A 21,220-nucleotide genomic window follows, 5' to 3' on the forward strand; every position below is an offset into this window, starting at 1 on the left:
CGCATGAGCTACTTCACCCCCGCCGGCGGCCTGCCCGACCAGACCGAACTCCTCACCGATCGCGCGATCGTGAAGGAGGCGTACACGGTCATTCCCAAGGGCGTGCTGCGCGACATCGTCACGAGCAACCTGCCGGGCTTCACGAACACGCGTTCGTGGATCATCGCGCGCCCGATCGCGGGGTTCGCCACGACCTTCTCGCAGCTCATCGTCGAGATCGCGCCGGGCGGTAGCGCCGCGCGACCCGAGCCCGAGGCGGGCGTCGAGGGCGTCGTGTTCGTGACGGCGGGCGCGCTCGTGCTGACACTCGAGGGCGAGCGGCACGTGCTCGAGGCGGGCGGCTACGCCTACCTCGCCGCGGGCAGCGACTGGTCGCTCGCGAACGAGGGCGATGCGGCGACGAGCTTCCAGTGGGTGCGCAAGGCCTACGAGACCGTCGAGGGCATCGCGGCGCCCGGGTCGTTCGTGACACGCGATCAGGATGTCGCGCCGCGCGAGATGCCCGGCACGAACGGCGCCTGGGCCACCACGCGGTTCGTCGATCCCGACGACCTGGCGCACGACATGCACGTCAACATCGTGACGTTCCAGCCGGGCGGGTCGATTCCGTTCGCCGAGACGCACGTCATGGAGCACGGCCTCTTCGTGCTCGAGGGCAAGGCGGTCTATCGCCTGAACGACGACTGGGTCGAGGTCGAGGCCGGCGACTTCATGTGGTTGCGCGCGTTCTGCCCGCAGGCCTGCTACGCGGGCGGCCCGGGGCCGTTCCGGTACCTGCTCTACAAAGACGTCAACCGGCAGATCCGCCTGACGTAGTCGATCCCCGCGAGGCGGCACCTCGCGGATCCCGCGTGCTTCGAGAACGCGAGTGCAGCGCCCGGCGACCACGGTCGTCGCCGGGCGCTTTGTGGCGCCCGCGGGCGGTTGCGGCGCTGGTGAGCGGCCGATTCGGGGCGAACGGATGCCGCGGCATCCGCTCGGTTCGAATGGTTGACGGCGCCGGGGCTCTGACCTACACTTTCACACAGCAGAAGTTCTCTTCCGCATTGCGAAAGCAATTCCCGCCACCGAAGGACTGACGATGACGTACACGGTGAACTGCTCGATCCTCCTGACCGAGTTGCCCCTGCTCGAGCGCCCGGCCGCGGCGCGTGCCGCCGGCTTCGACGCCGTCGAGTTCTGGTGGCCGTTCGGCGAGGCCGTGCCGGCCGACCGCGAGGTCGACGCGTTCATCGCGGCGATCCGCGACGCCGGCGTGCAGCTCACCGGCCTCAACTTCTTCGCCGGCGACATGCCCGCGGGCGACCGCGGCCTCGTCTCGTGGCCGGCCCGCTCGCGCGAGTTCCGCGAGAACCTCCCGGTCGTCGCGGCCATCGGCCAGGCCCTCGGATGCCGCTCCTTCAACGCCCTCTACGGCAACCGCGTCGACGGCGTGGCCGCCGAGGTGCACGAGGGCGTCGCGGTCGAGAACCTCGTGGCGGCGGCCGACGCCGTCGGCGCCATCGGCGGCACCGTGCTGCTCGAGCCCGTGAGCGGAGCGCCGTGCTACCCGCTGCGCACCGCGGCCGACGCACTCGGCGTGATCGACGCCGTGCGTGACGCTTCCGGCGCCCGCAACGTCAAGCTCCTCGCCGACTTCTACCATCTCGCCGTCAACGGCGACGACGTCACGGCCGTGATCGAGGCGCACGCCGCCGACTTCGGCCACATCCAGATCGCCGACGACCCGGGCCGAGGGGCGCCCGGCACCGGCGCCCTCCCGCTCGACGTTTGGATCGACCGCAGCCACGAGCTCGGCTACACCGGCGTCATCGGCCTCGAATACAAGGCCCCCATCGAGACCGCATTCGGCTGGGTCGGCGCGGCACACGCCGCCGACGCCGGCGCTCGCTGAACCCGGCGGAACGCACTCGTTCTCCTGCTCGCGGCGTTCGCCGCCGCGGGCCACGACACCCCAACGAAGGACACATCATGAGCAACATCACCGTCATCGGACTCGGCATCATGGGACTGCCCATGGCGAAGAACCTCGTCGAGGCCGGCCACTCGGTCACGGGCTTCAACCTCACCCAAGACCGCATCGACGCGCTCGTCGCCGCGGGTGGTCGCGGCGCCGGCAGCATCGCCGGGGCCGTCGCGGGCGCCGAGGTCATCATCACGATGGTGCCCGACTCGCCCGACGTCGCAGCGGCGGTTCGCGGCGACGACGGAATCTTCGCGAACGCCGACGCCGGCGCGCTGTGGATCGACGCGTCCAGCATCCGCCCCGACGTCGCGAAGGAACTCGCCGACGAGGCGAGGGTCGCCGGCCTCCGACCGATCGACGCGCCCGTCTCGGGCGGCGAGCAGGGCGCCATCGACGCGGTGCTCTCGATCATGGTCGGCGGCGAGGCGGCCGACTTCGCTGCCGCACTGCCCGTGCTCGAACGGGTCGGCAAGACGATCGTGCACGTCGGTCCCTCGGGCGCAGGCCAGACCGTCAAGGCCGCCAACCAGCTCATCGTGGCCGTGAACATCCAGGCACTCGCCGAGGCGATCCTCTTCCTCGAGGCGTTCGGCGTCGACACCGAGGCCGCGCTCACGGTGCTCGGCGGCGGCCTCGCCGGCTCCAAGGTGCTCGACCAGAAGGGGCGCAAGATGCTGAACCGCGACTTCGCGCCCGGGTTCCGCCTCGCCCTGCACAACAAGGACATGGGCATCATCACCGCCGCCGCCCGCCAGGCCGGCATCACCATCCCCCTCGGCGCCCACGTGGCCCAGCTCGTCGGCTCGACCGTGCAGCAGGGCGACGGCGGCCTCGATCACTCCGGACTCTTCAAGCTGACCGCAGCGGCCTCCGGCCGCAGCTGATCCCGATCCACGCAAGGACATCAAATGACTCGCATGCGCACCGTCGACGCGGCCGTCCTCATCCTCGAGAAAGAGGGAGCGACCGAGGCGTTCGGCCTCCCCGGCGCCGCCATCAACCCGTTCTACTCCGCGATGCGCGCCCACGGCGGCATCCGGCACACCCTCGCCCGCCACGTCGAGGGCGCCTCCCACATGGCCGACGGCTACTCGCGATCGGCAGACGGCAACATCGGCGTCTGCATCGGCACCTCGGGCCCTGCGGGCACCGACATGATCACCGGCCTCTACGCGGCCTGGGCAGACTCGGTGCCGATCCTCTGCATCACGGGCCAGGCGCCCGTCGCGAAGCTCCACAAAGAGGACTTCCAGGCCGTCGACATCGAGACCATCGCCTCCTCGCTCACCAAGATGGCGATGACCGTACTCGAGCCCGCGCAAGTGCCGGGCGCCTTCCAGAAGGCGTTCCAACTGATGCGCAGCGGGCGGCCGGGGCCCGTGCTGCTCGACCTGCCGATCGACGTGCAGCTCGCCGAGATCGAGTTCGACATCGACACCTACGAGCCGCTGCCGGTCGTCAAGCCCGCCGCGAGCCGGAAGCAGGCCGCCAAGGCGCTCGACCTGCTCAGCGCCTCGGCGCGCCCGCTCATCGTCGCCGGTGGCGGGGTCATCAACGCCGGGGCATCCGCTCAGCTCGTCGAGCTCGCCGAACTGCTGGGCGTGCCGGTCGTGCCGACCCTCATGGGCTGGGGCGCGATCGCCGACGACCACCCGCTGTCGGCCGGAATGGTGGGCCTGCAGACCTCGCACCGCTACGGCAACGAGACGATGCTCGCGAGCGACTTCGTGATCGGCATCGGCAACCGCTGGGCGAATCGCCACACCGGCGGGCTCGACACGTACACGAAGGGGCGTACCTTCGTGCACATCGACATCGAGCCCACGCAGATCGGTCGGGTGTTCGCACCCGACTACAGCATCGTGTCGGATGCCGGAGCGGCACTCGACGCGATGATCGCCGTTGCCCGTGAGCGTGCCACGGCGGGCGCTCTGCCCGACTACGGCACCTGGGCCGACGAGTGCCGGGCGCGCAAGGCGAGCCTGCAGCGGAAGACGCACTTCGAGAACGTGCCGATCAAGCCGCAGCGCGTCTACGAGGAGATGAACCTCGCGTTCGGCGCCGACACCACCTACGTCACGACGATCGGCCTCTCGCAGATCGCCGGCGCGCAGATGCTGCACGTGTTCGGCCCCCGCAAGTGGATCAACGCCGGGCAGGCCGGCCCGCTCGGCTGGACGGGGCCCGCGGCTCTCGGCGTCGTGCGTGCCAAGCCGGGGGAGACCGTCGTGGCCCTCTCGGGCGACTACGACTTCCAGTTCATGATCGAGGAGCTCGCGGTGGGTGCGCAGTTCAACCTGCCGTACCTCCACGTCGTGGTGAACAACAGCTACCTCGGGCTCATCCGCCAGGCGCAGCGCGGCTTCGAGATGGACTTCCACGTGTCGCTCGCCTTCGACAACATCAACTCGCCGCACGTCGAGGGCAGCACGGCGAACGGCTACGGCGTCGATCACGTGAAGGTCGCCGAGGGGCTCGGCTGCAAGGCGGTTCGGGTCGAGCGGCCCGAAGATCTCGCTGCAGCCTTCGCCGAGGCGCGTTCCCTCATGGCCGAGCACCGCGTGCCGGTCGTCGTCGAGGTCATCCTCGAACGCGTCACCAACATCTCGATGGGCGTCGAGATCGACGGCGTCAACGAGTTCGAAGAGCTCGCCGCCTCGCCCGACGACGCGCCGACCGCGATCCTGTCGCTCGCGAAGGTCTGAGATGAAGGTCGTCGTCGCTCCCGACAAGTTCAAGGGGTCGCTGACCGCCCCCGAGGTGGCGCGTGGCGTCGCCTCGGGGCTGGCCGCGTTCGACCCGTCGATCGAGGTCGTCTCGGTGCCGGTCGCCGACGGCGGCGAGGGAACGCTCGACGCGGCCGTCGCGGCCGGCTACGAGTTGCGCACGGTGACCGTGACCGGGCCGACGGGAGATCCGGTCGAGGCCGCCTTCGCCATGCGCGGTGACCGCGCTGTCGTCGAGCTGGCTCGAGCATCGGGCCTCGACCTGCTGCCGGGCGGCCGGTTCGAGCCGCTCACCGCGACGAGTCGCGGCACCGGGCAACTCGTGCTCGCGGCGCTCGACGCCGGCTGCCGCGAGCTCGTGCTCGGCATCGGCGGCAGCGCGTCGACCGACGGCGGTACGGGGCTGCTGCGGGCGCTCGGTGCGCGATTGACGGATGCCGCGGGCGACGAGCTGCCCGACGGGGGCGCCGCGCTCGCGCGCTTGGCCGCCGTCGACCTGACCACGCTCGACCCCCGCCTCGCCGAGACCGCGATCGTGCTCGCGAGCGATGTCGACAATCCGCTCCTCGGACCCGACGGCGCCGCGGCCGTGTTCGCTCCGCAGAAGGGCGCGAGCGCCGAAGACGTTCGCACCCTCGACGAGGCACTGGCCCGGTTCGTCGACGTGCTGGGCTCGGGCCGAGCTTCGGGGCCCGAGTCGGAACCAGTGCCGGGCGGCGAGGCCCGCGACGCATCGCTCGCGCCCGGAGCGGGCGCGGCGGGCGGCGTCGGGTTCGCCGCGATCGCCGTGCTCGGCGCGCATCGCCGCCCCGGCATCGACGTCGTGCTCGAGCTCACCGGCCTCGCCGCCGCGCTCGACGGGGCCGACGCGGTGATCACGGGTGAAGGCAGCCTCGACGAGCAGAGCCTCATGGGCAAGACCCCGATCGGCGTCGCTCGCCTCGCGCGGGCCGCCGGGGTTCCCGTCTACGCCGTCTGCGGGCGCACCACGCTCGATGCCGATCGGCTGCACTCCGCCGGCTTCGCGGGCGTGCGGGCGCTCAGCGACCTGGAGTCCGATCCGGCGCGCAGCATGGCCCACGCCGGCGAACTGCTCGAGCGCCTCGCCGAGGAGCTTGCGGCAGACATCGTCGCGGGCTCGGCGGCATCCGATGCTGCCGGTATCGCGCCTACCGGTATCGCCGCCGCTGCGGCCTACGACCTCGTGCTGCGTGGCGGGCGGGTGCTGCTCGACGGCGTGTTCTCGCCGGCCGAGATCGGCGTACAGGGCGGTCGCGTCGCTCGGGTCGCACCGCTGGGTGCAGGCCTCTCCGCGGCGCGCATCGTCGAACTGGCCCACGACGAGGTGCTCATCCCGGGACTCGTCGACACGCACGTGCACGTCAACGAACCCGGCCGCACCGAGTGGGAGGGTTTCGCCTCGGCCACCCGGGCCGCGGCGGCCGGCGGGGTCACCACGATCATCGACATGCCGCTCAACAGCATCCCGCCGACGACATCGGTGGCGGCGCTCGACGTCAAGCGTCGCGTGGCCATTGGCCAGACTCACGTCGATGTCGGCTTCTGGGGCGGTTACGTGCCGGGCAGCCTCGACGAACTCGAGCCGCTCGCCCGCGCGGGCGTCTTCGGATTCAAGTGCTTCCTGCTGCACTCGGGCGTCGACGAGTTCCCGGCCGTGACGGCCGACGAGCTCGAGGCGGCGATGGAGGTGCTCGCCGGCCTCGACTCGCTGCTGATCGTGCACGCCGAAGACGCGCGCATCATCGACGAGGCCCCGCACCCGCACAGCACCGACTACGGCGACTTCCTCGCCTCCCGCCCGCGTGCTGCCGAAGACGCGGCCATCGCCGACGTCATCGAACGGGCCGCCCGCACCGGCGCCCGCGCGCACGTGCTGCACCTCAGTTCGGCCGACTCGCTCGACCGCATCGCCCGTGCGAAGCGCGACGGCGTCGCCCTCTCGGTCGAGACGTGTCCGCACTACCTCACGCTCACCGCCGAAGAGATCCCCGCGGGTGCCACGGCGTTCAAGTGCTGCCCCCCGATCCGCGAGGCGGGCAACCGCGACGCGCTCTGGCGCGGCCTCGACGAGGGCACGATCGACTTCGTCGTCTCCGACCACTCGCCCGCCACGCCCGAGCTCAAGTACGCCGGCGACGGCGACTTCGCAGAGGCCTGGGGCGGCATCGCCTCGCTGCAGCTCGGCCTCCCGCTCATGTGGACCGAAGCTCGTCGCCGTGGCATCGCGTTGGAACGCGTCGTGGGCTGGATGTCGACCGCACCGGCCGACCGGGTCGGCCTCGCGACCAAGGGCCGCATCGCGGTCGGCGCCGCGGCGGACTTCGCGGTCTTCGCTCCCGAGGCGGTCTTCACGGTGGATGCCGCGGCACTCGAGCACCGGCATCCGGTGACGCCCTACGACGGGCGCGAACTCTCAGGCGTCGTCCGGGCCGCGTTCCTCGCGGGCGAGCCGATCGACCGGGAGCTCGCGCGCGGCAGGCTGCTGCGGCACGGGGACGCCTAGCCTGCCCTCCCGAGCGGCCGGGCGCGGGGGCGGGTTCTCCGCAGCGCGCCGGGTCGACTGCGCCATCCGGCACGCCCTCGCATCGCCCATCCCTCGCATCGTCAACGCGTCGCAGCATCCGCTCGACGCTGCACCACCAGAATCCGAACGGAGCACCGCCCATGATCAACTCGTCCGACGAACTCGAACTCGGCCAGATCGCCCCCGACTTCGCGCTGCGCGATGCCGCCGGCGCGACCCGCACGCTCGTCGAACATCGCGGCGGCCCGGTCGTCGTGTACTTCTACCCGGCCGCGTTCACCCCCGGTTGCACGACCGAGGCGTGCGACTTCCGCGACAGTCTCGCCTCCTTCCAGGCCGCGGGATACACGGTGCTCGGCATCTCGCCCGACCCGATCGAGCGCCTCGCCGAATTCGCCGCGGCCGAGCAGCTCGCCTTCCCGCTGCTCTCAGACGAGGGTGCCGCGGTCGCGCGCGCCTGGGGCGCGTGGGGGCAGAAGACCGTCGACGGCGCCACTTTCGACGGTCTGCTGCGCTCGACGGTCGTGGTCGACGCCGATGGCGTGGTCACTGAGCTCGAGTACAACGTCGATCCGAACGGGCACGTCGCTCGTCTGCGCGGGCGACTCGGCCTCTGAGGGCTTGCCGCACGCGGCATCCCGATGGTAGAATTGTCGCATGCTGAAATAACAGTTCCACGATACGGAAGCACGACAACGCCGTATAGACCGACACCGTGGATGCCAGCAGACCAGAGAGTGGATCAAGCGATGCTGCTTGAAGTATTCAACGACGTCGACCGCCAGACGGCGATCGACACGCTCAGACCCTGCGTCGACATCGGCCGCTGGTGCGAGTCGATCGCCGACGGCCGACCCTATGCCTCGGTCGACGAGCTCGTGACAGCCGCCGATGCCGCTGCGGCTCCGTTCAGCGCCGAGGAGATCGAGGGTGCGCTCGCGCACCATCCGCGCATCGGCGAGCGGGCTCGCGGCGACACCGCCGAGGCGACGATGTCGCGCAACGAGCAGGCCGGGCTCGACCCCGATGACGCCATCAGGGCGGCACTCTCGGACGGCAATCTCGCCTACGAGCAGCGGTTCGGGCGGGTGTTCCTGATCCGCGCCGCCGGCAGATCGGCCGGCGAGATGGTCGCGCTGCTCACCGAGCGCCTCGAACACTCGGCCGAGGAGGAAGACCTCGTCGTCGCCCAGCAGCTCCGTGAGATCGCGGTGCTCCGACTGAAGGGAATCATCTCGCGATGAGCATCTCGCAGATCACGACGCACGTGCTCGATGCCATGACGGGCCGGCCCGCCGAAGGGGTGCCGGTCGAGCTGCTCGCCCGCGAGGGCGGGCAATGGACCCTCGTCGGCGCGGGCGCGACCGACGCCGACGGGCGGGCCAAGCAGCTCGGCCCGAGCTCGGTCGCACCCGGCGAGTACCGCTTGCGGTTCGGCACCGGCGCCTATTTCGCCGCTCGCGGCACCGAGACCTTCTTTCCCGAAGTCCTGCTCAGCTTCCTCGTCGCCGAGGAGGGCCGGCACTACCACGTGCCGCTGCTGCTGAGCCCCTTCGCCTATTCGACGTACAGAGGAAGCTGAGCAATGACGAACACCCTCATCCACACCATCACCGACGACAGCGCCGCCGGCGGCGGCGCCACGGCTGCTGCCGGGGGCATCGTGCTCGGCGCGAACCAGTACGGCAAGGCCGAGGTGCGCGTCGTCAAGGTCACCCGCGACACCGACCGCCACGAGATCGAAGACCTCAATGTCACCTCGCAGCTTCGCGGGGACTTCGCGGGTGCTCACCTCGACGGCGACAACTCGCACGTCGTGGCCACCGACACGCAGAAGAACACGATCTTCGCGTTCGCCCGTGAGGGGGTCGGCTCGCCCGAGTCGTTCCTGTTGCGCCTCGCCGACCACTTCACCGGCGCGTTCGACTGGGTGAGCGGTGGCCGGTGGGAGGCCGAGAGCTACGCCTGGCAGCGCATCGAGGCGCACGGGGCGCCGCACGACCACTCCTTCGTGCGCTCGGGCCAAGAGGTGCGCACGGCCGTCGTCGTCGCCGATGGCGCCGAGCGCCACGTGATCGCGGGCCTCAAGGAACTCACCGTGCTGAAGACCACGCAATCGGGCTTCGAGGGCTTCCCGAGAGACCGGTACACGACGTTGCAGGAGACGAGCGACCGCATCCTCGCCACGGATGTCGCCGCGCGCTGGAGGTACACGGGCGTCGATGTCGACTTCAACGCCGCCTACGAGAGCGTGCGAGCGCTGCTGCTCGAGGCCTTCACCGAGAAGTACTCGGCGGCGCTGCAGGCCACCCTGTTCGACATGGGCTCGCGCGTGCTCGAGCGCCACCCCGAGATCGCCGAGATCCGGTTCTCGATGCCGAACAAGCACCACTTCCTCGTCGATCTCGGCCCCTTCGGGCTCGACAACCCGAACGAGGTGTTCTTCGCCGCCGACCGGCCGTACGGCCTCATCGAGGCGACCGTCACGCGAGAGGGCCTCGACCCGGTGCCGGCCGCCTGGAACGGCATCGCCGGGTTCTGCTGACCGAGGCCCAGGCGACTCGCCGACGGGCGGGGTGATCGTGCGACGGCGCGATCGGCCCGCCCGTTCGGCGGGCGCGACAGAGCGTCCGGCGAGCGACGGATGACCGTACATCCGCCCATCGACTCGCAGCGCCGCCCGCGATAGCGTCGGGGAATGCGCATCCTCCTCGTCGGCGCCGGAGGCGTCGGAGACGCCATCGCCAAGATCGCCGCCCGCCGCGACTTCTTCGAACTGCTCGTGATCGCCGACTACGACGAGTTCCGTGCCGAGCGCACGCTCGCGTGGATCCGCGAACGGCACGGCGACGACGTCGCGAGCCGCTTCGACACCGCGCAGATCGACGCGAGCGATCCCTATGTCGTCACGGCCGTCGCCCTCGAGTTCGACGCCACGCACGTCATGAACGCGGTCGAGCCGAAGTTCGTGCCGTCGATCTTCGCGGGTGCGTTGGCCGCGGGTGCCGACTACCTCGACATGGCGATGAGCCTCTCGGAGCCGCACCCGTCTGATCCGTACTCGCTCACGGGGGTCAAGCTCGGCGACGACCAGTTCGCGCAGAGCGGTGACTGGGATGCCGCAGGCCGGCTCGCGCTGGTGGGCATGGGCGTCGAGCCGGGGCTCTCCGACGTGTTCGCCCGCTATGCCGCCGACCACCTCTTCAGCGAGATCGACGAGCTCGGCGTGCGCGACGGCGCGAACCTCGTGGTCACCGACGAGGCGGGCAACGAGGTCTTCGCCCCGAGCTTCTCGATCTGGACCACGATCGAGGAGTGCCTGAACCCGCCCGTCGTGTGGCAGAAAGAGGAAGGCTGGTTCACCACGCCGCCGTTCTCGGAGCCCGAGGTCTTCGTCTTCCCCGAGGGCATCGGGCCGGTCGAGTGCGTCAACGTCGAGCACGAAGAGGTGCTGCTCATGCCGCGCTGGGTCGACGCGAAGCGCGTGACCTTCAAGTACGGCCTCGGTGCCGAGTTCATCAACGTGCTGCAGGTGCTGCACCTGCTCGGCCTCGACGGGACGAGCCCGGTGCGGGTGCGCAGCGACGACGGTCCGGTGTTCGTGGCACCGCGTGATGTCGTGGCTGCAGCGTTGCCCGATCCCGCGACCATCGGTCCCCGCATGACGGGCAAGACGTGCGCCGGACTCTGGGTCACGGGCGTCGGCGTCGACGGGCGGCCGCGTGAGGTGTACCTCTTCCACGTCTCAGACAACGAGTGGACCATGGCGGAGTACGAGAGCCAGTGCGTCGTCTGGCAGACCGCGCTGAACCCGGTGATCGCGCTCGAGTTGCTCGCCACCGAGGTGTGGCAGGGCCGCGGCGTGCTCGGCCCCGAGGCATTCGACGCTGCACCGTTCCTCGAGCTCATGGCCCGCCCCGTCGCCGACGGCGGCTACGGGCAGCCGTGGGGACTCGAAGACCGTCTCGCGTGACGCCCATGCAGCCGTCGACGCCGAATCGGGCCCTGCTGCAGCCGGCCACGCCGGTGGTTGTCGAAGCCGACGCGGTCGCGGATGCCGCCGACCGCCGCGCCGGCGTTCGCACCCGTGCGGCCCGGCCCGATGAGCTCGACGCCGTGCTCGCCCGCTTCGAGGCGACCTGGGGCGTGGGGCGTGGGCCCGACCACGGCATGCTGCAGGCACTCGAGCACGCGGGCAACACGCTGCTGATTGCGGTCGACGACCGGGTTTCGGATGCCTCGGCCGCGCCCGCACTCGGAGCGACGCTCGGGTTCCTCGGCTGGTCGGGTGGGCTGCACGTGCACTCGCACATGAACGCGGTCGACCCCGTCGCGCGGGGGCGGGGCATCGGAGTCGCACTCAAGCTGCGGCAGCGTGCGATCTGCCTGGCGCATGGCATCGACGAGATGCGCTGGACGTACGACCCGCTCATCCGGCGCAACGCCCACCTCAACCTCGTGCGGCTCGGCGCCGAGGTGGCGGCGTTCCGCCCCGACTTCTACGGCGTGCTCGGCGATGCGATCAGCGGCGACGATCACAGCGACCGCTTCGAGGTGCGCTGGCGCCTCGACTCGCCGCGCACGACCCGGGCACTCGCCGGCCGGCCGGTGCCCGAGTGGCGCGCCGAGGGCGGGCTGGCCCTCGTGGCCGACTACGAACAGGTGCGAGCGTCGGACTTTCCGCTCGCGTCGCGGCTGAGGGCGGCGTCTCGCGCTGCCTTCGCGCTGCTCTCCGACGATGCCGGGCTCCGCGTCGAGCTCGACTCGGTCGGCGACTACGTCTTCACTCGCGACGACCCCGACCGGGAGGCCTGATGAACGACCCCGTCATCGAACGCATCGAGCTGCACCGTCTCGAGGTGCCGCTCGTGCGGCCGTTCGAGACCTCGTTCGGCCGCGAGACCGTGCGCGAGGTGCTGCTCGTGCACGTCGTGACCGACTCGGGCGAAGGGTGGGGCGAGTGCGTGGCGGGCCGCGACCCGTTCTACTCCGGCGAGTACGTCGACGGTGCGGCATCGGTGATCGAGCGCTACCTGGGGCCAGCGCTCATTGCCGAGCGCGGTCGCGCGGCGACCGAGCACGGGTCGACGGATGCCGCGAGCTGGGCGACGACCGACGGGCCGGGTTCGCGCGGGGCATCCGTGCCGCTCGCGGCATCCGTCGCCTCGACGCTCGCCTTCGTCGCCGGCCACCGCATGGCCAAGGGCGCGCTCGAAGCGGCCGTGCTCGACGCCGAACTCCGCGCGCAGGGCCGCTCGATGGGCGAGGCATTCGGCGCTACGCGCGACTGGGTCGACTGCGGTGTCTCGGTCGGCATCGCGCCAACCCTCGACGAGCTGCTCGACGAGGTCGCCGGCTATGTCGAAGAGGGGTACCGGCGCATCAAGCTCAAGATCAAGCCCGGCTGGGACCTCGTGCCGGTGGGCGCCGTGCGCGAGCTGCTCGGCCCCGACGGCCTGCTGCAGGTCGACGCCAACACCGCCTACTCGGCCGACGACATCCCGCTGCTCGCGAGCCTCGACGCGTTCGGCCTGCTGCTCATCGAGCAGCCGTTCGCCGAAGAAGACCTCGCCACCCACGTGCGGCTCGCCGAGGCGTGCGAGACGCCCGTGTGCCTCGACGAGTCGATCCTCGACGTCATGACCGCGATCGACGCGATCGACCGCGGCGCGACGAGCGTAGTGAACATCAAGCCCGGCCGCATGGGCGGCTACCTCGAGGCGCTGCGCGTGCACGACGCCTGCCGAGCGCTCGATGTGCCCGTGTGGTGCGGCGGCATGCTCGAGACGGGCATCGGGCGCGCGGCCAACGTCGCCCTCGCGGCGCTGCCCGGGTTCACGCTGCCGGGCGACACCTCGGCCTCTGGCCGCTACTTCGCCGAAGACGTTACCGAGCCGTTCATGCTCGGCTCGGGGGCGCACCGCGGCCAGCTCGAGGTGCCGGCCACGCCGGGCACCGGTGTCACCGTGCGCGAGCAGCTCGTGCGCGAGTGGGCCGGCCGGCCACCGGTCGTGCTGACGCGGTGAGCGCGCGTCGGGGGTGACTGCTCACTGCAGCGTGAGAGCTCGCTCGCCGATCGCCGCAACCGAATCGGCCCGCGCGGGGTCGTCGTCGATGGCGAACCACGTCGACGAGAGTGCGCACCACGCGACGAGCCACCGTGCGAGCCTCGGCGCGTCGAGCGACGTGGCATCGATGACCACCCCGAACTGGCGCTCGAGCCGGCCCGGCTCGAGCGCGCGGGCATGCGAAGGATTGCACAGCAGGTTGCAGTAGTCGAACGCCCGCTCGCCGACGAGTCCCTTCGGGTCGATCGCGAGCCAGCCGCGCTCGCCGAAGTCGAGCACGTTGCCGTGGTGCACGTCGCCGTGCAGCACCACCTCGTCGAGCGGGTCATCGAGCAATTCGCGCGCGAAGTCGGCGCCGCGACGGTGCAGTGGGCCGAGCTGGTCGGCGCGGGCGAACAGCTCGCGGAACCATGTCGGCAGGTCGACGAGCGGCGATGGCGCGACCAACAGTGGGTCGAGGGGTGCACGGTGAATGCGGTCGGCGGCCCCGCAGAGCGCGCGTGTGGCGTCGTCATCGTGCCCGGCCTCGACCATCTGCACGAGGTCTCGCGCTCCCATGGCCCGTTCGAGCAGCACCGCCGGCCCGAATCGGCGCAGCACCCGGGCGACGCCCGTGCCGTTCAATCGATCGAGCAGCTCGCCGCCGCGTTCCTCTTCATCGATGTGCGCGATCTTCAGCATCGCAGGCGTGCCGTCGGCCGTGCGCACGGGCATGAGCGTGCTCGATGCGGTGGTGCGCTGCTCGCCGTCGGGGCGCAGGAGCCAGCGGTCGAGCCACGCGACATCCGCTCGATGCCCAGGGCTGACGGGCCCCAGGTCGCTCACTTCGAGGGTCGATCGTCGCTGCGTCCCGCCCACGGGTCGTAGTCGGCCTCGAGCGGCGCCTGTTGCGGGCGTTGCGCCTCTGGCACGTGCTGCAGGTTCACCCGGATGCGGTACCAGAGCGAGCTCGAGCCGCGCATGCCGTCGACCATCACGTCGGCGGGTTCGAGCAGCGGTACGACCTCGGGATGCTTCGACTTCCACCGCTCGAGGGCGTCGAGGGCCTCGGGCTTCGTCTTCGTGCGCGCGATCTCGATGAGCGGCATCGTCGATGCGCGTCGTCCGGAGCCATCGCCGCGGGGCGGCGGTTTCTCGGCGGGCCCGAGCTCTTCGGCTCGGCGCAGCAGTGCGTCGAGGCTTCCGGCGGCATCGTCGATGCCGGCCGCGACATCGCCGAGCTCGGCGAAGCGCTCGAGCACGGTCGACACCGTGAAGCGTTCGGGGCGGCTGTCTCGTACCTCGTTCCAGGTGAGCGGCGTCGAGACCCGGGCATCGGGCAGGGCACGCACAGAGTAGGCGGATGCCACGGTGCGATCCTTCGCGTTCTGGTTGAAGTCGACGAAGACGCTCTCGCCGCGCTCCTCCTTCCACCAGCGCGCACTCGCGAGGCCGGGTGCCCGCAGCTCGACCTCGCGTGCGATCGTCTCGGCGGCGAGGCGAACGTCGTGGTAGTCCCACCGCGGTTCGATGCGCACCGAGATGTGCATGCCACGCGAACCGGAAGTCTTCGGCCAACCGACCAGGCCGTGGTCGGCGAGCACCTCTCGCGCGATCATCGCCACGTCGACGATCTGCGCCCAGTCGACCCCCGGCATCGGGTCGAGGTCGACCCGCAGCTCGTCGGGATGATCGAGGTCTTCGGCGCGAACCGGGTGCGGGTTCAGGTCGATGCAGCCGAGGTTCACGACCCACGCGAGCGCCGCAGCGTCACGAATCACGACCTCTTCGGCCGAGTTGCCCGAGGCGTAGTGCAGGGTGGCCGTCTCGATCCACTCGGGCCGCTTCTCGGGGGCTCGCTTCTGGAAGAAGGCCTCTTCGTCGATGCCCTTCACGAATCGCTTCAGCACCATCGGTCGCCCGCCGGCGCCGCGCAGCGCGCCGTCGGCCACAGCGAGGTAGTAGCGCACGAGGTCGAGCTTGGTGAGGCCGGCTTCAGGGAAGACGACCTTCTCGGGGCTCGAGATGCGCACCTCTCGCTCGCCGATCTCCAGGAGTTCAGCCGTGCTCGACTTCGGACTCACGTTCCCCACCATAGGTCGGCCGATGGTCGAAGCGGAACCCCTTGCCACGGCTCAGCGAAGCAGCCGAGCGGATGCCGCGGCGTGCGCGTAGCGCCGCGGCGACTCGCCGATCACGGCACTGAACTGCCGGGTGAAGTGCGCCTGGTCGGCGAAACCGAGGCTCGTCGCGAGCTCCGCGAGCGGCGGCGGTGCCGAGGTCGCGAGCACCTGCGCGGCCTCTTGCATGCGGTGCCGGCCGATGAGCCACTTCGGCGTCAGGCCGACGTACTCGCGCACCAGCCGCTCGAGCGAGCGCAGGCTGAGGTCGACCGCTGCGGCGAGATCGTCGGCGCGCAGGATGGAGCGGTCGGACTCGGCGAGTTCGACGACCCGCCGCACGAGGGTGGCGTCGGCATCGAGCTCGATGCGCTGGCCCGCCAGCCACGCTTCGAACGCGGCGACGGCGGCTGCGTCGTCGCCGCCCGCGACGGCGCGGCGCACGGAGGCCGCGAGCTCCGAGGCATCCGTCACCCGAAGCTCGTCGAGCGGCACCGATGCTCCGACGAGCGAGCGCATGGCGCCCCGCACGAGCCGGTGCGCGACGCCCGGCTGCAGCAGCACGCCGAACGCCCACCCCTCGCCCTCGAGCCGCTGGTGGCCGCGGCCGAGCTCGGGGCCGTAGAGCGCGGCGGTGTCGTCATCGATGACGAGGTTCGCCGACGGGTACTCGAGCACGCCCTGCTCGACGACGGCCCCAGCTGGCAGGCGCCAGCGGGGCACCCAGATGTGGCGCACGAGCGTCGCGAACTCGGGGCCGGCCGAATAGCGGGCGAGACGCACGGGCGCCTCAGGGGAGCGCGCCTGCTCGGCGGCGTCGCCGGCGAGTGGCGCGATGCCGGGGGAGCCCGGCTGCGGCGCGAGCACGCCCTTCGTCGCCGCGCCGGCGCGCGAGCGCCAGTAGTCATCGGCGGGAGTCATGTCACCAGTATGTCCACCGCCTCCGACCGTCGACCGTTCCCGGCGGCCGTCTGCGCCGGAATCGTGGCGCGCGGGCGTCAGTCGCGTTTGTGCAAGACGCGGGCCACGAGGCATCCGTAGCGTCGATCGCGTACCCGGTTCCGTTCAACACGAGGAGACCCCATGCCCGACTTCGAGATGACCATCTACCTCGCTGCCGACCCGCAGCGCGTCTGGCACGCGATCACGGGCGACGAGGGCAGCCGAGCCGTCATGTGGGGGTCGGTGCTGCGCGGTGACCTCACGGCCGGTTCGCGATACGAGTACGTCGGCCCCGGTCAAGACGGCGACGAGACCGTGCACGTCTACGGCGAGGTGCTCGCCGTCGAGCCCGGCCGGCTGCTGCAGCTCTCGGAGCACCCCGGCCCGACCTACCGCGAGAACCACGCCGAACTGCGCAGCCGCATGACCTGGCGCCTCGAAGCGGACGGCGACGACCTCACGAAGCTCACCTTCACGAACGACGAGTGGAGCGAGGCGCATCCGGCCGAGGCTGAGACGGCCGGCACCTGGCCACTCGTGCTCTCGAGCCTCAAATCGTGGGTCGAGACGGGCCGCGCCCTGCCCTTCGCCGCGTAGCGCGCGAGCGTCGTCGCAGTCGCTCGATGCGGTCGGGCTCGGTGCAGTAGGTTTGCTCCACCACCGTCGGGCGAACGAGAGTTGGAGCGCATGCGGCGCATTCTGGATCTTCGGATCGTTCGCTGGCAGTTCAAGCTCGTCTACGCCGTCGGCGTGCTCGCCGCTGGATTCGCCTTCGGCTGGCTGATACGTGCCGTGGGCGCTCCCGAACTCGTCGCCGTGCCGCTGACGTTCGTCCTCGATCTCGCGGCCGTGCTGCTCGGTGCCCGCATCTTCCGCGGCAGCGGCGAGGCGATCGAGCCGCCGCGGGCGTGGTGGCGCATGACGGCACGGCCGCCGCTCAGCCGCAACCTGGGCGTGATCCTGCTCGTGTTCTTGGTGATGAGTGTGATCTCGGTCGTCTTCCGGCTCGGGGCGAGTGAAGTCAGAGACCTCGAGGTGGTCGTGACGGCCGAGGTCGCCGTGTTCGCGGCCCTGTACCTGAACTCGGCGATCCGGCTTACACGTCTCGGCGTTCCGCCGAAGCCCCCGAAGCCGCTGAAGTTCCGCCCCGCGCTCAAGCTCTAGGCACCGCTCGCGCGAAGTGACGCGAATCGACCGTTGCTCGGCTCCGGGCGGTCGATTCGCGTCACTTCACCCCGGTCGCCGGTGCACGCGCTCGGTAGGATCTCGAGCATGGCCGATGACCCGGTGAAGCAAGCGCAAGATGCCGCCGCGGCGGCGGCCGAGGCGGCGGAGGAACTGCAGGCGCAAGCCGCCGAAGCCGTCAGGAAGGCCGAAGAGGCGGCGGCGCTCGCGAAAGCCGCGGCCGAGTCCGCAGCAGCAGCGGATGCCGCGGCTGACGCCGCACCCACATCGCCCGGGCCACCCGCTGCCGACGCTGCACCCGCAGCCGCGGCATCCGCCGGCCCGCTCGACCAGGCCGGGGTCGACGCCATTCGCGCGGGGTACGCCATCGAGGGTCGAGCCCTCGAGATCGGTGCGCTCGTCAACGGCGAGGCACTGCCCGACGTGCCCGTGCGCATTCCGCTCGCGATGACGAACCGCCACGGGCTCGTCGCCGGCGCGACCGGCACGGGCAAGACCCGCACCCTGCAAGTGCTGGCCGAGCAGCTCTCGGCGCACGGCGTCGCGGTGTTCGCGGCCGACATCAAGGGCGATCTCTCGGGCATCGCGACGCCCGGAGAGGGCAACGAGAAGCTGCTCGCGCGCACCCAGGGCATCGGGCAGGAGTGGACCCCCGCGAGCTTCCCGACCGAGTTCTTCTCGCTCGGTGGCGTCGGTCGGGGAGTGCCGATTCGCGCGACCATCTCGGGCTTCGGCCCGCTGCTGCTCGCCAAGGCGCTCGGCCTGAACGAGACGCAGGAGTCGAGCCTCGGCCTCGTCTTCCACTACGCGAACGCGAACAACCTCGCCCTGCTCGATCTCGACGACCTGCGCGCCGTGCTCGCCTACCTCGTGAGCGATGAGGGCAAGCCCGAGCTCGAGGGGCTCGGCGGGCTGTCGAAGGCGACCGTCGGGGTGATCCTCCGCGAGCTCATCACCTTCGCCGACCAGGGCGCCGACGTGTTCTTCGGCGAACCCGAGATCGACACGGCCGAGTTCCTGCGCGTGGCATCCGACGGCCGTGGCGTCATCAGCCTGCTCGAAGTGCCGGGCGTGGCCGACAAGCCGGCGCTCTACTCGACGTTCCTGATGTGGCTGCTCGCCGACCTCTTCACCGATCTTCCCGAGGTCGGCGACCTCGAGCAGCCGAAGCTCGTGTTCTTCTTCGACGAGGCGCACCTGCTCTTCACGGATGCCTCGAAGGACTTCCTCGCGCAGATCACGCAGACCGTGCGGCTCATCCGCTCGAAGGGCGTCGGCGTCTTCTTCGTCACGCAGACGCCGAAAGACGTGCCCGCCGACGTGCTCGCCCAGCTCGGCTCGCGCATTCAGCACCAGTTGCGCGCCTTCACGCCTGACGATGCGAAGGCGTTGCGCGCGACCGTCTCGACGTATCCGCGATCGGGGTACGACCTCGAAGAGACCCTCACGATGCTCGGCACGGGCGAGGCGATCGTCACGGTGATGAACGAGAAGGGCGCGCCGAGCCCCGTCGCGTGGACGCGGCTGCGCGCCCCGCAGGCCTCGATGTCGCCGTCGCCGGATGCCGCGATCGACGCAGCCGTGGCAGCATCGCCACTGCTCGCCAAGTACGGCACCGGCATCGACCGCGAGTCGGCGCACGAGATCCTCACGACGAAACTCGCGGATGCCGCGGCGAAGGTCGACGCCGAAGAGGCTGCCGCCGCGAAGGCGAAGGCCGACGCCGAGTTCGAGAAGATGCGGGCGAAGATCCAGGCGGATGCCGCGAAGGCCGACCGGAAGGCGCAGGCCGAGTACGACCGGCTGATGAAGCAGACGTCGGGCACCTCGCGGTCGCGCTCCCGCTCGTCGCAGTCGAAGGAGCGGTCGGCGCTCGAGCAGGTGCTCGGCTCGAAGTCGACGCAGCGGGTGCTGACGAACGTCATCACCGGCATCTTCGGCATGGCCAAGCGCCGCTGACGTTCCTTGGCTGGTGAGGAGGCGCGCCAGCGCCGTCTCGAAACCCGCGCCGAGCATGCGCGAGGATGGTCGAGTGCCAGACATCCGCCCATATCGCCCGGCCGACCGTGACCAGGTCGCCCGCATCTGCCTGTTGACCGCGGCCGGTGGCGGGGATGCCACGGGCGTCTACTCCGATGACACGCTGATGCCCGAGGTCTTCGCCCTGCCGTACGTCGACTACGCGCCGGAGCTCGCCTTCGTCGTGGCCGATGGCGAGCGGGTGCTCGGCTACGTCATCGGCGTGGCCGACACGGCCGCCTTCGTCGAGTGGTGGAGACGCGAGTGGTCGCCGGGCTTCGCCGCGCGGCATCCGTCGCCTGGCGCGCCGACCGGGCGCAACCCGGCGTTCACCGAGGCCGAACTCGTCGAGGCCGGCACCTCTCCCGAGCGCATGCTCATCGACGAGCTCGGTGACTACCCGGCGCACCTGCACATCGACCTGCTGCCCGAGTTGCAGGGGCAGGGCTTCGGCCGGCGCCTCATCGACACGCTTCGCGCTGCGCTCGCGGCTCGCGGCGTGCCCGCCGTGCACCTCGGCATGGACGCCGCGAACACCGGGGCACGGGCATTCTATGACCGGCTCGGGTTCCACGAACTGCCCTCGAGCACACTTCGTTCGCCGTTGCTCGGCATCGCGACGGATGCGCCGAGTGCGGCCGGCTCGACCGACCTCAGAAGCTGAGCGAGCGCCGCTCGAACCAGTAGAGCAGACGCGGGTTGGCCTCGCGGAGCTCTGACAGCGTCATCGGCTCGGCTCCGACCGTCTCCTCGACGCCGAGCACTTCGGCGACCTGATCCATCGTCGGTTCGTCCCAGAACCGGCCGCGCATGCGGAAGGCGCCGCGACCGGTGCGTTCGACGACGAAGAGCTCCTGGGTCGTGTCGAGACTGTTCGACCGGTAGAGGTTCACCCGCAGCACGCCGGCGACATCGCGCGAGGCGACCGTCGAGACGCCACCGAAGAATCCACGCTCGACGATGCCGTAGCGGCTGATCGATGCGCGCGAGCGCCGATAGCCGATCCAGGCGGCGAGAATCAACAACGTGATGGCTGCGCCCGTCGCCGCGACGATCGGCCAGGCGTCGCGAGTGCCGAGCAGCCAGAGTTCCGCGGCCAGCAACGGCAGGGCGAGCGTCGCGACGGGGAGACCGATGCTCCACCCGAGGGTGCGACGGGGCCTCAGGGTCTGCACCCTGAGGCCGTCGCCCCTTACTGCCGCCGCTCCGATGGAGGAGCCCCCTGCGTCCCCACTCCTCTTTTCCATCGCCGCCGCTGACATCTCTCACATCATGGGTTGCGAGCCGACATATGCGCTATTCCGCATTAATGAGGACATGCGCCAGAACCGCAGAGCGGATAGGCGCAAACACGAACGGCCCCGGTGAGACCGGGGCCGTTCATACCTGCGGAGGATGGGGGATTCGAACCCCCGAGGGCTTGCACCCAACACGCTTTCCAAGCGTGCGCCATAGGCCACTAGGCGAATCCTCCCGGGGACTCCTCACGCACCCGCCAGAGCCCGGTTACCCTTGCTGCGTTTCCGCCCTGGGGGAGTTGGCCTGGATGGCGCCACGTGAGGAGCCGGAGACAGTCTACCCGAGCCCGAGCGGCCTCTCGGACCGCGGCGCCTTCGAGGCCGGATGCCGCGGCGTCATGGCTTTGCGTGGCTCGAACGCGTACGGAACTC

At 70.7% G+C, this 21,220-nt stretch carries 20 protein-coding genes, 1 tRNA gene and 1 other RNA gene; 16 read left to right on the forward strand and 6 right to left on the reverse strand.

Features of this window, described 5'->3' with window-relative positions; all coding sequences use genetic code 11:
* Nucleotides 1-3 precede the first annotated feature (3 nt).
* The 12 genes from H521_RS0110855 to menC all read left to right on the forward strand — a co-directional run bounded on the left by H521_RS0110855 (nucleotide 4) and on the right by menC (nucleotide 13,263).
* Complete coding sequence (locus tag H521_RS0110855; RefSeq protein WP_022893048.1) at nucleotides 4-816, forward strand: bifunctional allantoicase/(S)-ureidoglycine aminohydrolase; 813 nt, start codon at nucleotides 4-6, stop codon at nucleotides 814-816.
* Between the two features lie 265 nt (nucleotides 817-1,081).
* Nucleotides 1,082-1,894, forward strand: a complete 813-nt coding sequence (locus tag H521_RS0110860; RefSeq protein ID WP_022893049.1) for a hydroxypyruvate isomerase family protein — start codon at nucleotides 1,082-1,084, stop codon at nucleotides 1,892-1,894.
* Between the two features lie 77 nt (nucleotides 1,895-1,971).
* Nucleotides 1,972-2,850 carry a 2-hydroxy-3-oxopropionate reductase gene (locus H521_RS0110865; protein WP_022893050.1) on the forward strand — a complete coding sequence of 293 codons (879 nt, stop codon included), beginning with the start codon at nucleotides 1,972-1,974 and terminating at the stop codon, nucleotides 2,848-2,850.
* A gap of 24 nt (nucleotides 2,851-2,874) precedes the next feature.
* Nucleotides 2,875-4,671, forward strand: a complete 1,797-nt coding sequence (gene gcl, locus H521_RS0110870) for a glyoxylate carboligase (RefSeq protein ID WP_022893051.1) — start codon at nucleotides 2,875-2,877, stop codon at nucleotides 4,669-4,671.
* A 1-nt stretch (nucleotide 4,672) separates the two neighbouring features.
* Nucleotides 4,673-7,216 carry an allantoinase AllB gene (allB, locus tag H521_RS26585; RefSeq protein WP_022893052.1) on the forward strand — a complete coding sequence of 848 codons (2,544 nt, stop codon included), beginning with the start codon at nucleotides 4,673-4,675 and terminating at the stop codon, nucleotides 7,214-7,216.
* A 161-nt stretch (nucleotides 7,217-7,377) separates the two neighbouring features.
* Nucleotides 7,378-7,854, forward strand: a complete 477-nt coding sequence (locus H521_RS0110880; protein ID WP_022893053.1) for a peroxiredoxin — start codon at nucleotides 7,378-7,380, stop codon at nucleotides 7,852-7,854.
* Between the two features lie 132 nt (nucleotides 7,855-7,986).
* Complete coding sequence (gene uraD / locus H521_RS0110885; protein ID WP_022893054.1) at nucleotides 7,987-8,481, forward strand: 2-oxo-4-hydroxy-4-carboxy-5-ureidoimidazoline decarboxylase; 495 nt, start codon at nucleotides 7,987-7,989, stop codon at nucleotides 8,479-8,481.
* Entirely contained in the window at nucleotides 8,478-8,819 is a 342-nt protein-coding gene (gene uraH / locus H521_RS0110890) for a hydroxyisourate hydrolase (protein ID WP_022893055.1), read from the forward strand. Before uraD ends, uraH begins: the two co-directional genes overlap by 4 nt.
* Nucleotides 8,820-8,822: 3 nt before the next feature.
* Nucleotides 8,823-9,782 (forward strand): factor-independent urate hydroxylase, encoded by a 960-nt coding sequence (gene pucL, locus H521_RS0110895; protein ID WP_022893056.1) that lies wholly within the window; start codon nucleotides 8,823-8,825, stop codon nucleotides 9,780-9,782.
* A gap of 153 nt (nucleotides 9,783-9,935) precedes the next feature.
* A complete protein-coding gene (locus H521_RS0110900; protein WP_022893057.1) occupies nucleotides 9,936-11,210 on the forward strand; it encodes a saccharopine dehydrogenase family protein in 1,275 nt (424 codons plus the stop codon).
* Complete coding sequence (locus tag H521_RS22895; protein ID WP_022893058.1) at nucleotides 11,207-12,052, forward strand: hypothetical protein; 846 nt, start codon at nucleotides 11,207-11,209, stop codon at nucleotides 12,050-12,052. Before H521_RS0110900 ends, H521_RS22895 begins: the two co-directional genes overlap by 4 nt.
* Nucleotides 12,052-13,263 carry an o-succinylbenzoate synthase gene (menC, locus tag H521_RS22900; protein ID WP_022893059.1) on the forward strand — a complete coding sequence of 404 codons (1,212 nt, stop codon included), beginning with the start codon at nucleotides 12,052-12,054 and terminating at the stop codon, nucleotides 13,261-13,263. Before H521_RS22895 ends, menC begins: the two co-directional genes overlap by 1 nt.
* Nucleotides 13,264-13,284: 21 nt before the next feature.
* Here the strand turns inward: menC and H521_RS0110915 are convergent, their stop codons facing one another.
* The 3 genes from H521_RS0110915 to H521_RS22905 are packed head-to-tail and all read right to left on the reverse strand — an operon-like array spanning nucleotide 13,285 to nucleotide 16,325.
* Nucleotides 13,285-14,130 (reverse strand): aminoglycoside phosphotransferase family protein, encoded by an 846-nt coding sequence (locus H521_RS0110915; RefSeq protein ID WP_245560973.1) that lies wholly within the window; start codon nucleotides 14,128-14,130, stop codon nucleotides 13,285-13,287.
* Entirely contained in the window at nucleotides 14,127-15,368 is a 1,242-nt protein-coding gene (gene ligD, locus H521_RS0110920; RefSeq protein ID WP_026482178.1) for a non-homologous end-joining DNA ligase, read from the reverse strand. The genes H521_RS0110915 and ligD overlap by 4 nt, the downstream gene beginning before the upstream one ends.
* Nucleotides 15,369-15,419: 51 nt before the next feature.
* Nucleotides 15,420-16,325, reverse strand: a complete 906-nt coding sequence (locus H521_RS22905; protein WP_022893062.1) for a helix-turn-helix domain-containing protein — start codon at nucleotides 16,323-16,325, stop codon at nucleotides 15,420-15,422.
* Nucleotides 16,326-16,487: 162 nt separating this feature from the next.
* On the opposite strand from H521_RS22905, the gene H521_RS0110930 reads away from it, so the two are divergent.
* From H521_RS0110930 to H521_RS22910, 4 genes are all read left to right on the forward strand, one after another.
* Nucleotides 16,488-16,943, forward strand: coding sequence for an SRPBCC domain-containing protein (locus tag H521_RS0110930; protein WP_022893063.1), 456 nt, complete (start codon nucleotides 16,488-16,490; stop codon nucleotides 16,941-16,943).
* 90 nt (nucleotides 16,944-17,033) lie between these two features.
* On the forward strand, nucleotides 17,034-17,510 hold the full coding sequence (locus tag H521_RS0110935; protein WP_022893064.1) for a hypothetical protein: 477 nt from the start codon (nucleotides 17,034-17,036) through the stop codon (nucleotides 17,508-17,510).
* Nucleotides 17,511-17,618: 108 nt separating this feature from the next.
* On the forward strand, nucleotides 17,619-19,490 hold the full coding sequence (locus tag H521_RS0110940; RefSeq protein ID WP_022893065.1) for a helicase HerA-like domain-containing protein: 1,872 nt from the start codon (nucleotides 17,619-17,621) through the stop codon (nucleotides 19,488-19,490).
* Between the two features lie 73 nt (nucleotides 19,491-19,563).
* Nucleotides 19,564-20,214: a GNAT family N-acetyltransferase gene (locus tag H521_RS22910; protein ID WP_245560974.1), complete on the forward strand. Its 651-nt coding sequence runs from the start codon at nucleotides 19,564-19,566 to the stop codon at nucleotides 20,212-20,214.
* Here H521_RS22910 and H521_RS0110950 read toward each other — a convergent pair.
* From H521_RS0110950 to ffs, 3 genes are all read right to left on the reverse strand, one after another.
* A complete protein-coding gene (locus H521_RS0110950; protein ID WP_022893067.1) occupies nucleotides 20,204-20,725 on the reverse strand; it encodes a hypothetical protein in 522 nt (173 codons plus the stop codon). The two genes, H521_RS22910 and H521_RS0110950, sit on opposite strands and share 11 nt — an antisense overlap.
* Before the next feature lie 214 nt (nucleotides 20,726-20,939).
* A tRNA-Ser gene (locus H521_RS0110955) sits at nucleotides 20,940-21,024 on the reverse strand.
* Nucleotides 21,023-21,119: signal recognition particle sRNA small type (ffs, locus tag H521_RS25475), an RNA gene on the reverse strand. The genes H521_RS0110955 and ffs overlap by 2 nt, the downstream gene beginning before the upstream one ends.
* Between the last annotated feature and the right edge of the window lie 101 nt (nucleotides 21,120-21,220).

Source organism: Agromyces subbeticus DSM 16689, assembly GCF_000421565.1.
Taxonomy (GTDB): domain Bacteria; phylum Actinomycetota; class Actinomycetes; order Actinomycetales; family Microbacteriaceae; genus Agromyces; species Agromyces subbeticus.

What these genes read in the sequence shown, in the direction of transcription:
- H521_RS0110935 (WP_022893064.1), top strand. Translation starts at nt 17,034, where the DNA reads ATGCGGCGCATTCTGGATCTTCGGATCGTTCGCTGGCAGTTCAAGCTC.
- gcl (WP_022893051.1), top strand. Translation starts at nt 2,875, where the DNA reads ATGACTCGCATGCGCACCGTCGACGCGGCCGTCCTCATCCTCGAGAAA.
- H521_RS0110865 (WP_022893050.1), top strand. Translation starts at nt 1,972, where the DNA reads ATGAGCAACATCACCGTCATCGGACTCGGCATCATGGGACTGCCCATG.
- pucL (WP_022893056.1), top strand. Translation starts at nt 8,823, where the DNA reads ATGACGAACACCCTCATCCACACCATCACCGACGACAGCGCCGCCGGC.
- menC (WP_022893059.1), top strand. Translation starts at nt 12,052, where the DNA reads ATGAACGACCCCGTCATCGAACGCATCGAGCTGCACCGTCTCGAGGTG.
- H521_RS0110880 (WP_022893053.1), top strand. Translation starts at nt 7,378, where the DNA reads ATGATCAACTCGTCCGACGAACTCGAACTCGGCCAGATCGCCCCCGAC.
- H521_RS22905 (WP_022893062.1), bottom strand. Translation starts at nt 16,325, where the DNA reads ATGACTCCCGCCGATGACTACTGGCGCTCGCGCGCCGGCGCGGCGACG.
- H521_RS0110900 (WP_022893057.1), top strand. Translation starts at nt 9,936, where the DNA reads ATGCGCATCCTCCTCGTCGGCGCCGGAGGCGTCGGAGACGCCATCGCC.
- uraD (WP_022893054.1), top strand. Translation starts at nt 7,987, where the DNA reads ATGCTGCTTGAAGTATTCAACGACGTCGACCGCCAGACGGCGATCGAC.
- allB (WP_022893052.1), top strand. Translation starts at nt 4,673, where the DNA reads ATGAAGGTCGTCGTCGCTCCCGACAAGTTCAAGGGGTCGCTGACCGCC.
- H521_RS0110860 (WP_022893049.1), top strand. Translation starts at nt 1,082, where the DNA reads ATGACGTACACGGTGAACTGCTCGATCCTCCTGACCGAGTTGCCCCTG.
- H521_RS0110940 (WP_022893065.1), top strand. Translation starts at nt 17,619, where the DNA reads ATGGCCGATGACCCGGTGAAGCAAGCGCAAGATGCCGCCGCGGCGGCG.
- uraH (WP_022893055.1), top strand. Translation starts at nt 8,478, where the DNA reads ATGAGCATCTCGCAGATCACGACGCACGTGCTCGATGCCATGACGGGC.
- H521_RS0110930 (WP_022893063.1), top strand. Translation starts at nt 16,488, where the DNA reads ATGCCCGACTTCGAGATGACCATCTACCTCGCTGCCGACCCGCAGCGC.
- H521_RS0110855 (WP_022893048.1), top strand. Translation starts at nt 4, where the DNA reads ATGAGCTACTTCACCCCCGCCGGCGGCCTGCCCGACCAGACCGAACTC.